This window comes from Georgenia ruanii, from assembly GCF_009193175.1.
Lineage (GTDB): Bacteria > Actinomycetota > Actinomycetes > Actinomycetales > Actinomycetaceae > Georgenia > Georgenia ruanii.
This window is the reverse complement of the sequence record NZ_VUKE01000001.1, coordinates 506,343-520,399: the sequence shown is the minus strand read 5'-3', so window position 1 is coordinate 520,399 and position 14,057 is coordinate 506,343. Positions and strand designations below refer to the sequence as shown.

The window sequence follows — 14,057 nt, the reverse complement described above, 5'->3', positions numbered from 1 at the left end:
TAGGCCGGCGCGGGGCTCAGGCCGGTGCCTGCAGCGCCGCGAGGTCCTCGGCCAGCGGCATGGGCCAGCCCAGCCCCATCCCGGGACCGGCGTGGCCCTGCTCGTGGCGCCAGGCGTTGAAGTCCTCCGCCCACCGGCGGTGCTGGGCCACCTGCCATGCGTGCACCTCGGTCAGCGGGGCGGCGGCGAGGTCGGGGTAGCGGGCGGCCATCTGGGCCAGCAGGTCGAGCGTGGCGACGACGTCGACCTCGGCCGTGTGCAGGTGCCCGCGCTCGGCCACGCCGTACAGGGCGCACAGGTCCACGAGCTTGCGGGCACCGCGCCGCTCCCGGTCCAGCGCCCGGTCGAGCACGAGGGGGTCGAGCACCGGCGCGCACTCCCCGCCCAGCCGTGCGCCGAGGGGAGCCAGGCCGTGCCGGGCGAGCTCGTGGTCGAGGATCGCCAGGTCGAACGCGGCGTTGAACGCCACCACCGGCACCCCCTCGAGCTGGGCCTCGACGACGAGCGCGGCGATCTCCTCCAGCGCCTGGGCCGGCGGCGAACCGGCCGCGCGGGCCCGCTCCGTGGTGATGCCGTGGATGGCGGTGGCCGGCGCCGGGATCTCCACGCCGGGGTCGATGATCCACGTCCGCACCGTCGTGGCGTACGCGTCGCGGTGCACGAGGGCCGCGGTGACGATGCGGTCCGTGGTGACGTCCACGCCGGTGGTCTCGGTGTCGAACCCGAGGAACGGTCCTGCCGACCAGCTGCTCATGGCGGCCTCCTTCTCTGCCCCGCACTGTGCCAGCCGCCACCCACATCGCCCGGGAGGCGCCCGGCGCGCCCCGACGTGGCGGCGACCACCCGCCCGGGCGCCCGCCTACCCTGAGGGACGTGGACGCCGCCGACCCTGCCCTCGCCGCGGACCCCGCGCGCACCGCCCTCGCCGCGCTGGGCGCCCGCGTCGCGGCCGGGGCGTTCCGCCCGCTCGGCGGGGCCCACGCGTACGACCCCGCGGTCGCCCGGACCTACCGCCCCGCCGCCGTGCTGCTCCTGCTCGCACCGGCCGCCCGGCCGGGCCCGGTGGGCGCCGACGTCTTCCTCGTCCAGCGCTCGCCGCGGCTGCGCCACCACCCCGGGCAGATCGCCCTGCCCGGGGGCCGCGTCGAGGCGGACGACGCCGACGTCGTCGCCGGGGCGCTGCGCGAGACGCACGAGGAGATCGGCCTGGCCCCCGAGCACGTCGAGGTCCTCGGCCAGCTGCCCCCCGTGCTCGTCCCGATCAGCCGCTACGTCGTCACCCCGGTGCTGGGCTGGACCACCCGGCCCCACCTGGCCACCAAGGTCGCCCCGGGTGAGGTGCTGCACACCATCCGCGCCTCCGTCGACGCCCTGCTCGACCCCGCGGCCCGCGCCGCCGTGACGGTGCCCGGGCGCACCGGCGTGACCTTCCGCAGCGCGGGCTTTCGCAGCCCCGCCGGCTGGATCTGGGGGTTCACCGGCAACCTGCTCGACCACGTCTTCACCGAGCTGGGGTGGACCCGGCCCTGGGACACCGCCCGGGAGGTGCCGGTGCGCTACGACGCCCGCGGCCTGGTCACCGCCCAGGACGACTGAGCGGGGCCGCACCGGCACGGCACCGCGCGCCGTCGCCGACCTGAGGACCGCCCCCTGGGCCCCACCGCGGGGTTCCGGCCGAGGAAGGTAGTCTCGTCGGGTGCCCAACGAGATCGAGATCGGCCGGGGAAAGCGCGCGCGCCGCGCCTACAGCTTCGACGACGTCGCCGTCGTCCCGTCGCGTCGCACCCGTGACCCCGAGGACGTCTCGGTGAGCTGGCAGATCGACGCCTTCCACGTCGACATGCCCGTCCTCGCCGCCCCGATGGACTCGGTGATGAGCCCGGCCACGGCCATCGAGCTCGGCCGCCTCGGCGGTATCGGCGTGCTCGACCTCGAGGGCCTGTGGACCCGCTACGACGACCCCGCGCCCCTCTACGACGAGATCGTGGAGCTGCCCGCGGAGCGGGCCACCGCCCGCATGCAGGAGATCTACTCCGAGCCGGTCAAGCCCGAGCTGGTGCGCGACCGCCTCGGGGAGATCCGCGCCGCCGGGGTGACCGTGGCCGGCAGCCTGTCCCCGCAACGCACCCAGGAGCACTGGCGCACCGTGGTCGAGGCGGGCGTCGACCTGTTCATCATCCGCGGCACCACCGTCTCCGCCGAGCACGTCTCCTCGCGCGCCGAGCCGCTGAACCTCAAGCGGTTCATCTACGAGCTCGACGTGCCCGTGATCGTCGGCGGCGCCGCCACCTACACCGCGGCGCTGCACCTCATGCGCACCGGTGCCGCCGGCGTGCTGGTCGGCTTCGGCGGCGGCGCCGCGCACACCACCCGCCGCTCGCTGGGCATCCACGCCCCCATGGCCACCGCCGTCGCCGACGTCGCCGCCGCCCGCCGCGACTACATGGACGAGTCCGGCGGCCGCTACGTCCACGTCATCGCCGACGGCGGCGTCGGCCGCTCGGGCGACCTGGTCAAGGCGGTCGCGTGCGGCGCCGACGCCGTCATGCTCGGCGCCGCCCTGGCCCGCGCGAGCGAGGCCCCCGGCCGCGGCTGGCACTGGGGCTCCGAGGCCCACCACCCCGAGCTGCCGCGCGGCGAGCGCGTCCGGGTCGGCACGGTCGGCACGCTGGCAGAGATCCTCCACGGCCCGTCTCGCACCGCCGACGGCACGCTCAACCTCATCGGCGCGCTGCGGCGCACCATGGCCACCACCGGGTACTCCGACGTCAAGGAGTTCCAGCGGGTGGAGGTCGTCGTCTCGCCCTACGCGCCGTACTGATGGCGGCCGGCACGACGGCGGACGGCGCGCCCCGGGCGGCCGAGGCGGGCGACGACGTCGCCATCGACCGGACGCGTGGTGCCGCACAGGCCGGCGAGGGCGTCGAGATCGGTGAGATGCGCGACGACGAGGCGCCGGCGGTCGTGCGCCTGTGGCACGCCTGCGGGCTCACCCGCCCGTGGAACGACCCCCGCGCCGACCTCGACCAGGCCCGCGCGGGGACGACGTCGACGATCCTGGTCGCCCGGCGTGCCGGCGCCGTCGTCGGGACGGTGATGGCCGGCGTCGACGGGCACCGAGGGTGGGTGTACTACCTCGGCGTCGACCCAGCCGAGCAGGGCCGGGGGCTCGGCTCGGCCCTGCTGAGCGCGGCCGAGACCTGGCTGGGTGCGAGCGGCGCGCGGAAGGTTCAGCTCATGGTCCGCACCGGCAACCCGGCCGCGGGGTTCTACGCCGGGCACGGCTACGAGGTGCAGGACTGCGTGGTGCTCGGCCGTTGGCTCGAGCCGGCGGCCCGGTGAGCGAGGCCGGCGGAGCGGCAGGCGCCGGCCTGAGCGCTACTTCCAGGTCCGGCCGACGTGGACGTCCCGGTGGTCGTTCTCGTGTCCCGGCTGGAAGGAGCACTCGGCGACCCGGCGTCCCCACTTGTCCCGGCGGTTGGCGGAGCACACGCTTCGCGGCTCCGCCGGGCGCTCATGGATGAGGCGGCGAAGGATGTCCAGGTTGCGGTCGTCGTCTTGCACGGGTCGGCTCCTTCACGGAGAGATACGCGAGCCGACCTGGGAGGGATGTCGGCGATGGCCCCGCCGGGCGGGCGGCCGCCGGAGAAGAACGCAGCTGGGGCGCTAGAGAGCAGCGCAGTGTCGACCCACGGTAGCGCGCCCCCTGCCGACGCGCCCCTTGAAAAAGGGGCCGCCGGCACCGCTTGCGCCACCCGGCGGACGGCCGGTGAGATCTCGACCGCACGGGCGATCTCGGCGAGGCCGGCCTGGGGGCCGGGCGCCGAGGGCGGGCCGGCCCGCCGACCCCACAGCCGAGCGACCGAGGCGTATCCTCGCGTACACGTCCGCAACTCAGGAAGGACCGTCATGGCTCAGCGCAGCGCCGTCGTCGCCTCCAAGGTGGGGCTCCACGCCCGTCCCGCCGCCGTCTTCGTCAAGGCCGTCACCGACTCCGGCGTGCCGGTGACCATCGCCAAGGGCGAAGGTGACCCGGTCGACGCGGCGAGCATCCTCGGCGTCATGACGCTGGGCGCCGACCACGGCGACGAGGTCACCCTCAGCGCCGAGGGCGAGGGCGCCGAGGCCGTGCTCGACCGCCTCGTCGAGCTGCTCGGGACCGACCTGGACGCCTGACGGGGCCCTGGCTCGGCGTCGTCGCCCCGCCGGCGGCCGGGAGGGGCGACCGCTCGCCGTCGTCGCCCCCGTCGACCGTGGGGGAGCGGCCGTGCCCTCCCCGGGGCGTCCGCCGGGCGGGCTGGCGTGACGGCGCTCACCGCGGTGGTGCGAGGATGGGCGGGCACAGACAGCGGCGCCGCGGTGCGTCGTCGACCTCGAGACATGGAGCAGCAGTGACGCAGCAGCAGACGGGCGAAGTCGCGCAGGAGTACCGGATCGAGCACGACACCATGGGCGAGGTCCGGGTGCCCAAGGACGCCCTCTACTCGGCCCAGACCCAGCGGGCCGTCGAGAACTTCCCGATCTCCGGCCGTGGCCTGTCGTCGCACCACATCTCGGCCCTCGGCCAGGTCAAGCGTGCCGCCGCGCTGGCCAACGCCGAGCTCGGGGTGCTGCCGGAGGACGTGGCGCAGGCGATCGTCGCCGCCGCCGAGGAGGTCATCGCCGGCAGGCACGACGACCACTTCCCGATCGACGTCTTCCAGACCGGCTCGGGCACCTCCTCGAACATGAACACCAACGAGGTCGTGGCCAACCTGGCCAGCACCCGGCTGGGCCGGCCCGTGCACCCCAACGACCACGTCAACGCCTCCCAGTCCTCCAACGACGTCTTCCCCTCCTCGATCCACATCGCGGCGACCCAGGCCGTGGTGGAGGAGCTGGTGCCCGGCCTGGAGGTGCTCGCTTCCTCGCTCGAGCGCAAGGCCGAGGAGTTCGCGGACGTGGTCAAGTCCGGCCGCACCCACCTCATGGACGCCACCCCGATCACCCTGGGCCAGGAGTTCTCCGGGTACGCCACGCAGATCCGCTACGGCATCGACCGGGTCACCGCGACCCTGCCGCGCCTGGCCGAGCTGCCGCTGGGCGGCACCGCCGTCGGGACCGGGATCAACACGCCGCAGGGCTTCTCCCAGCGGGTCATCGAGCTGATCGCCGAGAACACCGGGCTGCCGCTGGTGGAGGCGAAGAACCACTTCGAGGCCCAGGCCGCGCAGGACTCCCTGGTGGAGACCTCCGGGGCGCTGCGCACCATCGCGGTGTCGCTGACGAAGATCGCCAACGACCTGCGGTGGATGGGCTCCGGCCCGCGCACCGGCCTGGGCGAGCTGGCGCTGCCCGACCTGCAGCCCGGCTCCTCGATCATGCCGGGCAAGGTCAACCCGGTGGTGCCCGAGGCGACCGTCATGGTCGCGGCCCAGGTGATCGGCAACGACGCCGCCATCGCGTTCGCCGGCGCCCAGGGCAACTTCGACCTGCTGGTCATGCTGCCGGTCATGGCCCGCAACCTGCTGGAGTCCATCACCCTGGTCGGCAACGTCTCCCGGGTGCTGGCCACCAAGACCGTGGACGGGCTCGTGGCGAACGTGGAGCGGTGCCTGGAGCTGGCCGAGTCCTCCCCGTCGATCGTCACCCCGCTCAACCGGATCATCGGGTACGAGGCGGCGGCGAAGATCGCCAAGCACTCGGTCAAGCAGGGCATCACCGTGCGCGCGGCCGTGGAGGACCTCGGCTACGTCGAGCGCGGGGAGATCACCCCCGAGCAGCTCGACGCCGCCCTCGACGTGCGCAGCATGACCGGGCCGAAGCAGGCCTGACCGCCCGCCCGGACGGACGACGGCGCCCCCTCCCGTGCAGGAGGGGGCGCCGCTCTCGTGCGGGGCTCGGCCGAGGAGATGCCAGCTCGGCGAGGAGATGACCGCCGGCCGCGGGAGGGTCAGAGCAGCGACATCGCCTGGCGGGCGATCGCCAGCTCCTCGTTGGTCGGCACCACCAGGACCGTCACCCGCGAGCCGTCGGTGGAGATGACCCGCGGCTCCTTCGAGCGCGCGGCGTTCTTCTCCGGGTCGAGCTCGATGCCGAGGAAGCCGAGCCCGGCCACCGCCCCGGCGCGCACGACGGCGTCGTTCTCCCCGACCCCGGCGGTGAAGGTCAGCGCGTCCAGGCCGCCCATGACCGCGGCGTAGGCCCCGACGTACTTGCGCAGCCGGTGGGTGTAGACGCCCAGGCCGAGCTTGGCGGCGGCGTCGCCCTCCTCGATGAGGCGGTGCACCTGGCGCAGGTCGTTCTCGCCCGTCAGGCCCTTGAGCCCGGAGCGCTTGTTGAACAGGTCGTCCACCTCGTCGATGCTCATCCCCGCGTTGCGGGCGAGGTGGAACACGGTGGCCGGGTCGATGTCGCCGGTGCGGGTGCCCATGACGAGCCCCTCGAGCGGGGTCAGGCCCATCGAGGTGTCCACCGCCCGCCCGCCGACCACGGCGGACGCGGAGGCGCCGTTGCCGAGGTGCAGGACGATCTGGCGCAGGTCGTCGCGGCCGAGCATCTCGCTCACCTGGGCCGAGACGTACTGGTGGGAGGTGCCGTGGGCGCCGTAGCGGCGCACCGAGTACTTCTCGGCCACCTCCCGGTCGAGGGCGTAGGTCGCGGCGTCCTCGGGCAGGCCCTGGAAGAAGGCGGTGTCGAAGACGACGACGTGCGGCACGTCCGGCAGCAGCGTCCGCCCCACCTGGATGCCGCGCAGGTTCGCGGGGTTGTGCAGCGGCGCCAGGGGCGAGAGCCGCTCGATGGTGGCGACGACGTCGTCGTCGACCAGCGCGGGACCGGCGAACTGCCGGCCGCCCTGGACCACGCGGTGGCCGACGGCGACGATGCCCGCCTCGGCCAGGTCCGGGCCGACCTCCTGGAACAGCTCGAGCACCTGCCGCAGGCCGTCGCCGTGGTCGGTCACCCGGTCGTGCCGCTCGGTCACCTCGCCGTCGTTACGGTGCTCGATGTGCCCCGCGCTCTCCCCGATGCGCTCGACGAGCCCGGAGGCCCGCGCGGTGCCGGCATCGGGATCGACGAGCTGGTACTTGATCGAGGAGGACCCGGAGTTGATGACGAGGACGGTGCGGCTGGCGCTCATGCGTGGATCTCCTTGCTGACGGCGACGGGCTCGGCCGCGGCCGCCTGGGCCTGGACCGCCGTGATGGCGACCGTGTTGACGATGTCCTGCACCAGCGCACCACGGGAGAGGTCGTTCACGGGCTTGTTCAGGCCCTGGAGCACGGGCCCGATGGCCACGGCGCCCGCAGAGCGCTGGACCGCCTTGTAGGTGTTGTTGCCGGTGTTGAGGTCGGGGAAGACGAAGACCGTGGCCCGCCCGGCGACGTCGGAGTCGGGCAGCTTGGTCTTGGCCACCGAGGCGTCCACGGCGGCGTCGTACTGGATCGGGCCCTCGACGAAGAGGTCGGGGCGGCGCTCGCGGACCAGCTGGGTGGCGGTGCGGACCTTCTCGACGTCGGCCCCCGCGCCGGACTCGCCGGTGGAGTAGGACAGCATGGCGACCCGCGGCTCGACGTCGAACTGGGCGGCGGTGGCGGCGGACTCGATCGCGATGTCCGCCAGCTGCTCCGCGCTGGGGTCGGGGTTCACGGCGCAGTCGCCGTAGACGAGCACCCGGTCGGCCAGGCACATGAGGAACACCGAGGACACGATCGACGTGCCCGGCTTGGTCCGGATGATCTCGAAGGACGGCTTGATGGTGTGCGCGGTGGTGTGCGCCGCGCCGGAGACCATCCCGTCGGCGTAGCCGGACTGGACCATGAGGGTGCCGAAGTAGGACACGTCGCGCACGATCTCGCGGGCGCGGTCGAGGGTCATGCCCTTGTGCGCGCGCAGCCGCTGGTACGACTCGGCGAAGGACTCGAGCAGCTCGGAGCTGGCCGGGTCGAGGATCTGCGCCGCCTCGAGGTCGAGGCCGAGCTCGGCCGCCCGGGACCGGACGCGGGTCGGGTCGCCGAGGATGGTCAGGTCCGCCACCTGGCGGGAGAGCAGGGTGGAGGCGGCGCGCAGGATGCGGTCGTCGTCGCCCTCGGGCAGGACGATGCGCTTGCGGTCCGCCCGCGCCCGCTCGAGCAGGGCGGACTCGAACATCAGCGGGGTGACGACCTCGCTGCGCGGGACGTCGAGGGTGTGGACGAGCGCCTCGGTGTCGACGTGCTGCTCGAAGTTGCCCAGCGCGAGGTCGCGCTTGCGCTGGGTGCCGCGCGAGACCACCCCGCGGGTGGAGGCGACGATGCGGGCGGACTCGTAGGTGTCGTGCGGGGTGGAGATGACCGGCAGGCGCTGGCCCAGGCCGGCGACCATCTTCGCCACCTGCGGGGAGGGCCGGTAGCCGCCGTTGAGCACGATGCCGGAGAGGGAGGGGAAGGTCCCCGAGGCGTGCGCCATGACGAGGGTGATGAGCACCTCGGGCCGGTCGCCGGCGGCGACGGCCAGCATGCCCTCCTTGAGCCGCTCGAGGATGTGCTCGGTGTTCATGCCCGAGACGAGCATGTGCTCGGCCTCCCGGTCGAGCAGCGCCTCGTCGCCGAGGATGAGCTCGCCGTCCAGGGCCCGCATGAGGTCGCGCACCACCGGCGCGGACAGCAGCGGCACCTCCGGCAGCGCCCACGCGGGCAGGCCCCGCCCGCCCAGCGCCTCGCGCACGGCCCCGAGCTGGTCGGGGGCGCACCGGTTGGCGAGCACGGCCACCGTGCTGGCGTGGTCGTGCGCGATCTCGTCGATGGCGAGCTCGGCGACGGCGGCAACCTCGGCGGGCGTGCGGTCGAGGGCGCTGACGACGAGGAGGACCGGGGCGCCGAGGTTGGCGGCCACCCGGGCGTTGAAGGCGAGCTCGGCCGGCCCGGCCACGTCGGTGTAGTCCGAGCCGACGACGATGACGACCTCGTTGTCCCGCTCCACCGTGCGGAACCGCTCGATGATCCGGCTCAGCGCGGCGTCGGGGTCGGCGTGGACGTCCTCGTAGGTCACGCCCAGGGCGTCCTCGTAGCTGACGTTGACGCCGCCGTGGCCGAGGAGCAGGTCGACGACGGTGTCCCGCTCGTCCTTGCGGGTCACCGGACGGAAGACCCCGACCTTCTCCACCCGGCGCACGAACAGGTCCACGAGGCCCAGCGCCACCGTGGACTTGCCGGTGTAGCCCTCCGGCGAGGCGATGTAGATGCTCCGCGCCATTGCGCTGGTCCTCCCTGTCGATCGGAGGCCGCCCGGCCCGCGCGGGGCGGTCAGGCGGCCGTGTCGGATGGTCTCCGACGTCGCGCGGGGGCCGGTGGGACCGAAGGCCCACCCGCCCCCGCGCGGTGCCCGCGGTGGGCGTTACTCGTTGTCCCCGCCGGTGTCGATGCTGGCGGCCGGGCCGCCCTCGGCGGTGGCGGTCTCGCCGACGTCGGGCCAGACCCAGTCGGCGACGCGCGGGATGTCCTCGCCGTGCTCGCGGGTGTACATCCGGGCCTCGAGCCGGGCGTCCATCATCTTCTGGCGCAGCGGGCCGTACTTCTCGCCCAGGCCCGGCACCCGGTCGATGACGTCCATGACCAGGTGGTAGCGGTCGAGGTCGTTGAGCATGACCATGTCGAACGGCGTGGTGGTGGTGCCCTCCTCCTTGTAGCCGCGCACGTGGATGTTCGAGTGGCCGTGCCGGCGGTAGGTGAGGCGGTGGATGAGCCACGGGTAGCCGTGGTAGGCGAACACGACGGGCTTGTCCGTGGTGAAGATCGTGTCGAAGGCGCGGTCGCTCAGGCCGTGCGGGTGCTCCTTCTCGTCCTGCAGCCGCATGAGGTCGACGACGTTGACCACGCGGACCTTCAGCTCGGGGATGAACCGGCGCAGCAGGTCGGCGGCGGCGAGAATCTCCAGCGTGGGCACGTCACCGGCGCAGCCGAGGACGACGTCGGGCGCCTCGCCCTCGACCTCGGTGCCCGCCCAGTCCCAGATGCCCAGGCCGCGGGCGCAGTGCTTGATCGCCTCGTCCATGCTGAGGAAGCTCGGCGCGGGCTGCTTGCCGGCGACGACCACGTTGACGTACTGCTTCGAGCGCAGCACGTGGTCGTAGGTGGCGAGCAGGGTGTTGGTGTCCGGCGGCAGGTACACCCGGATGATGTCGGCCTTCTTGTTGACCACGTGGTCGATGAAGCCGGGGTCCTGGTGGGAGAAGCCGTTGTGGTCCTGACGCCACACGTGCGAGGACAGCAGGTAGTTGAGGGACGCGATGGGCCGGCGCCACGGGATGTGGTCGGTGACCTTCAGCCACTTGGCGTGCTGGTTGAACATCGAGTCGACGATGTGGATGAACGCCTCGTACGAGTTCATCAGGCCGTGCCGGCCGGTGAGCAGGTAGCCCTCCAGCCAGCCCTGGCACTGGTGCTCGGAGAGCATCTCCATGACGCGGCCGGCCCGGGCGAGGTGGTCGTCGTCGTCGGTGGGCAGGTACTCGGCGTTCCACTGCTTGTTGGTGACCTCGTAGACGGCCTGCAGGCGGTTCGAGGCGGTCTCGTCGGGACCGAAGATGCGGAAGTTGTCGGGGTTGAGGCGGATCACCTCGGTGAGGAACTTGCCCAGCACGCGGGTGGCCTCGGCCATCGGCGCGCCCGGGGTCTGGACGTCGACGGCGAAGTCGCGCCAGTCGGGCATGCGCAGGTCCTTGAGGACCAGCCCGCCGTTGGTCACGGGGTTGGCGCTCATGCGCAGGAACCCGGTGGGGGCCAGCGCGGCGATCTCCGGCTTGAGCTTGCCCGACTCGTCGAACAGCTCCTCGGCGCGGTAGCTCTTCAGCCACGTCTCGAGGTCCTTGAGGTGCTCGGCGGTGTCGCGGGCGTTGGCCAGCGGCACCTGGTGCGAGCGCCAGGAGTTCTCGGTGCGCTTGCCGTCGATCTCCTTCGGGCCGGTCCAGCCCTTGGGGCTCTTGAAGACGATCATCGGCCACTGCGGGCGCTCGAGCTGGTCCTCGGGCGTGGTCGCGGCCTTGGCCTTGATGTCGGCGATCTCGTCCAGGACGACGTCGAGCAGCTCGGCGAAGCGGCGGTGGAAGGCGGCGGGGGTGTCGCCCTCGAAGCCGCCCTCGAAGAAGTGCGGCTTGTGGCCGTAGCCGCGCATGAGGTCGGCCAGCTCCTCCTCGGGGATGCGGGCCAGGACGGTGGGGTTGGCGATCTTGTACCCGTTGAGGTGCAGGATCGGCAGGACCACGCCGTCCTTCGCCGGGTCGACGAACTTGTTGGAGTGCCAGGACGTGGCGAGCGGGCCGGTCTCCGCCTCGCCGTCGCCGACGACGGCGAAGACGAGCAGGTCGGGGTTGTCGAACGCGGCGCCGTAGGCGTGGGAGAGGGCGTAGCCGAGCTCGCCGCCCTCGTGGATGGAGCCGGGGGTCTCCGGGGCCACGTGGGAGGGGATGCCGCCGGGGAAGGAGAACTGCTTGAACAGCCGGCGCATGCCCTCCTCGTCCTGGGTGATGTCGGGGTAGGTCTCGGTGTAGGTGCCCTCGAGGTAGGTGTTGGCCACGAGGCCCGGGCCGCCGTGGCCGGGACCGGTGATGTACATGGCGCTGAGCTCGCGCTCGGAGATGGCGCGGTTCATGTGGGCGTAGAGGAAGTTCAGCCCGGGCGTGGTGCCCCAGTGGCCCAGCAGGCGCGGCTTGACGTCGTCGCGGCTCAGCGGGGTGCGCAGCAGCGGGTTGTTCAGCAGATAGATCTGGCCGACCGAGAGGTAGTTGGCCGCTCGCCACCAGGCGTCGACACGCTCCAGCGTCTCGTCGTCCAGCGGGGCCGTGGTGCTCTCCGCGCGGTGACGCCAGGCACTGGTGGCGGCGCCGGCGGTGGTCGTGGTGCTCATGTCTCGGATCTCCTCGATAGGTCTCACCTGACACGACCCGGAGCCCGTGCGTGACCGCGCCCCCGGGCCTGTCGAGGCCTCATTCCGACCTCGCCAGTGTCTCCCATCTGTTCCGTTCCTGCGCCCCCTGGAGGGCGGATTTCCGCGGAAGTTCGGGGATCTGTGGGAACACCCACAACCGCGAGGCACCCGGGCGGCCACGTACTCTGGGCCCGTGGACCCACGCCCCGTCGCCGGCCGTCCCGGCCCCGCCGCGCCCGTGCCCGACGGTGCCGTGACCGAGGACGCGCCCGTGCCCGACGGTGCCGTGACCGATGACGCGCCCGTGCCCGACGGCGCCGTGACCGAGGACGCGCCCGTGCCCGGCCCCCACGGTTCGCCGCGGCGCGGGCGCATGACAGGGGAGCGGTCGGACTACCTGCGGGCGGCCCTGACCCCCCGCCTCATCGGCCTCTTCGTCCTCCTGCTCGCCGCCGCGGTGGTGTGCGTGCGGCTGGGCGCGTGGCAGCTGGACCGCGCGGCGATCCGCGGCGCGGCGAAGGCCGAGGCCGCCCACGCCGCGACCCTCGCCGCCGACCCGGTGCCGCTGGCCGACGTCCTGCACCCCCAGACGACCTTCACCGCCGATGAGCTGGCCCGGACGGTCGAGGTGACCGGCACCTACCGGCCCGACCAGCAGGTCCTCGTCCCGGGCCGGGAGGTGGACGGTCACCCCGCCACCCTGGTCGTCACCGCGCTGTGGGTGACCAAGGGCCCGGACGCCGGCGCCATGCTCCCCGTGGTGCGCGGCTGGGTCCCGGCGGACACCGTCGGCACCGACGGGCGGGCGGCGCCCGCCGACGCCGCCACCGCCGCGCTGCTGGCCGTGCCCGACGGCGAGCAGCGGGTCACCGGTCACCTGGGCGCCTCCGAGGCCGCCGTGTCGACCGCCTACCCGCAAGGCATGGTCGGCGCCATCAGCTCGGCCCAGCTCGCGAACCTCTGGGGCGGGCCCACCTTCAGCGGCTACCTGGTGGAGTTCACCGAGAACCCCGACGGCACCCGGGCCGCCGTGGCGCCGAGCGGGCTGCGGCATGCCCCGCCGCCGGCCATGGCCCAGGAGACCGGGCTGAACATCCAGAACCTCGCCTACGCCGTCGAGTGGGTGATCTTCGGCGGCTTCGCCCTGTTCCTGTGGTGGCGCATGGTCCGCGACGAGGTCACCTACCGCCGCGAGGACGCCGGGCTGGCCTGAGCGGCCCGCCGGCCCGCCGGGCGGGCCCGCCCGCTCACCGCCCGCGGACGGTGAGAGACTGAGAACCGACCGACCGAGAGGACCAGACGTGACGAGCCCGGACGTGCCGCAGACCACCCAGCAGAGCCCCGCCGACGCCGCGGCCGCCGCCCTCGAGCGCAGGAGCCGCAGCGCCTTCAACGCCTACCGCGTCATGGCCTTCGTCACCGGCACGATGCTCCTCGTGCTGTGCCTGGAGATGGTGCTCAAGTACGGCTTCAACGGCGGGCAGCCGGTGCTCGGCACCTGGGTGGCGATCGTGCACGGCTGGATCTACGTGATCTACATCGTCACGGTGTTCAACCTCTGGTCGACCATGCGCTGGGGCTTCGGCCGCATCGTCGCGATGGTCGCGGGTGGGGTGGTGCCCGCGCTGTCCTTCATCATGGAGACCCGCGCCAAGCGGTGGTTCGCGGCGGACCTGCCCGCCCTGCGTGCCCGCGCGGCGGCGCGCGCCGCGACCCGCGCCGGCTGAGGCCCCGCGCCGGCTGACGCCCCGCGCCGGCCGACGCCCGCCCACCCCGAGACCGTCACGGGCCCGGCCACGCTCCCACCCGGACCTGCGCGCCCGCGCGCACGCCCCAGCGGGCGAACGCGCCCACCGGCGCCTCCAGCACCGCGCGGGCGCCGGGGGCGGGGCCGGTGGCGCGCCACGGGTGCAGCACCACGGTGCGCAGCACCGTCCCGTCCGCGCCGAGCAGCGCGACGTCGAGCGGCTCGCGCATCCCCGCCCCGTGCACCGACCGCTCCGGCGCCAGCAGCAGACCCTCCGGCAGCCGACGGCGCAGCATGAGCCCGCGCAGCCGGCTCGTGAAGGTGGCCGCGACCTCGATCCGGGCCACCGAGCGCCCGTCCACGACCAGGTCCTCCAGCTGCGGCACGGCGCTCCCCCTCCCGGTCGGTGATCCGGGTGACCGGACGC

Annotated in this window: 13 protein-coding genes; 7 read left to right on the top strand and 6 right to left on the bottom strand. The window is 73.6% G+C overall.

The window, feature by feature from the left end:
* Positions 1 to 16: 16 nt before the first annotated feature.
* On the bottom strand, positions 17 to 754 hold the full coding sequence (locus GD880_RS02405) for an exonuclease domain-containing protein (protein WP_152230008.1): 738 nt from the start codon (positions 752 to 754) through the stop codon (positions 17 to 19).
* Positions 755 to 873: 119 nt separating this feature from the next.
* Between GD880_RS02405 and GD880_RS02400 the strand changes: the two genes are divergently transcribed.
* The 3 genes from GD880_RS02400 (at position 874) to GD880_RS02390 (ending at position 3,342) form a co-directional block, all read left to right on the top strand.
* Positions 874 to 1,596, top strand: coding sequence for an NUDIX hydrolase (locus GD880_RS02400; RefSeq protein ID WP_226909313.1), 723 nt, complete (start codon positions 874 to 876; stop codon positions 1,594 to 1,596).
* A 100-nt stretch (positions 1,597 to 1,696) separates the two neighbouring features.
* Positions 1,697 to 2,821 (top strand): GuaB3 family IMP dehydrogenase-related protein, encoded by a 1,125-nt coding sequence (locus GD880_RS02395; protein WP_152230007.1) that lies wholly within the window; start codon positions 1,697 to 1,699, stop codon positions 2,819 to 2,821.
* Positions 2,821 to 3,342, top strand: coding sequence for a GNAT family acetyltransferase (locus GD880_RS02390; RefSeq protein WP_152230006.1), 522 nt, complete (start codon positions 2,821 to 2,823; stop codon positions 3,340 to 3,342). The genes GD880_RS02395 and GD880_RS02390 overlap by 1 nt, the downstream gene beginning before the upstream one ends.
* A 36-nt stretch (positions 3,343 to 3,378) precedes the next feature.
* Here GD880_RS02390 and GD880_RS02385 read toward each other — a convergent pair whose 3' ends face one another.
* On the bottom strand, positions 3,379 to 3,564 hold the full coding sequence (locus GD880_RS02385; protein ID WP_152230005.1) for a hypothetical protein: 186 nt from the start codon (positions 3,562 to 3,564) through the stop codon (positions 3,379 to 3,381).
* A 345-nt stretch (positions 3,565 to 3,909) separates the two neighbouring features.
* On the opposite strand from GD880_RS02385, the gene GD880_RS02380 reads away from it, so the two are divergent.
* Both GD880_RS02380 and GD880_RS02375 read left to right on the top strand, forming a co-directional pair.
* Entirely contained in the window at positions 3,910 to 4,176 is a 267-nt protein-coding gene (locus GD880_RS02380; RefSeq protein ID WP_152230004.1) for an HPr family phosphocarrier protein, read from the top strand.
* Positions 4,177 to 4,391: 215 nt separating this feature from the next.
* Entirely contained in the window at positions 4,392 to 5,813 is a 1,422-nt protein-coding gene (locus GD880_RS02375) for a class II fumarate hydratase (protein WP_226909312.1), read from the top strand.
* Positions 5,814 to 5,932: 119 nt separating this feature from the next.
* Here GD880_RS02375 and GD880_RS02370 read toward each other — a convergent pair whose 3' ends face one another.
* From GD880_RS02370 to GD880_RS02360, 3 genes are all read right to left on the bottom strand, one after another.
* On the bottom strand, positions 5,933 to 7,120 hold the full coding sequence (locus tag GD880_RS02370; protein ID WP_152230002.1) for an acetate/propionate family kinase: 1,188 nt from the start codon (positions 7,118 to 7,120) through the stop codon (positions 5,933 to 5,935).
* The gene (gene pta, locus GD880_RS02365; protein ID WP_152230001.1) at positions 7,117 to 9,213 is read right to left on the bottom strand and encodes a phosphate acetyltransferase; all 2,097 of its coding nucleotides are present in this window, start codon (positions 9,211 to 9,213) and stop codon (positions 7,117 to 7,119) included. The genes GD880_RS02370 and pta overlap by 4 nt, the downstream gene beginning before the upstream one ends.
* 141 nt (positions 9,214 to 9,354) lie before the next feature.
* Positions 9,355 to 11,862 (bottom strand): phosphoketolase family protein, encoded by a 2,508-nt coding sequence (locus GD880_RS02360; protein ID WP_152230000.1) that lies wholly within the window; start codon positions 11,860 to 11,862, stop codon positions 9,355 to 9,357.
* 214 nt (positions 11,863 to 12,076) lie between these two features.
* Here GD880_RS02360 and GD880_RS02355 point away from each other — a divergent pair, with 214 nt between their 5' ends.
* Both GD880_RS02355 and GD880_RS02350 read left to right on the top strand, forming a co-directional pair.
* Positions 12,077 to 13,096 carry an SURF1 family protein gene (locus GD880_RS02355; RefSeq protein ID WP_152229999.1) on the top strand — a complete coding sequence of 340 codons (1,020 nt, stop codon included), beginning with the start codon at positions 12,077 to 12,079 and terminating at the stop codon, positions 13,094 to 13,096.
* A gap of 88 nt (positions 13,097 to 13,184) precedes the next feature.
* Positions 13,185 to 13,610 carry a DUF3817 domain-containing protein gene (locus GD880_RS02350; protein WP_226909311.1) on the top strand — a complete coding sequence of 142 codons (426 nt, stop codon included), beginning with the start codon at positions 13,185 to 13,187 and terminating at the stop codon, positions 13,608 to 13,610.
* 55 nt (positions 13,611 to 13,665) lie between these two features.
* Here GD880_RS02350 and GD880_RS02345 read toward each other — a convergent pair whose 3' ends face one another.
* The gene (locus tag GD880_RS02345; RefSeq protein WP_226909310.1) at positions 13,666 to 14,016 is read right to left on the bottom strand and encodes a DUF192 domain-containing protein; all 351 of its coding nucleotides are present in this window, start codon (positions 14,014 to 14,016) and stop codon (positions 13,666 to 13,668) included.
* Positions 14,017 to 14,057 lie beyond the last annotated feature (41 nt).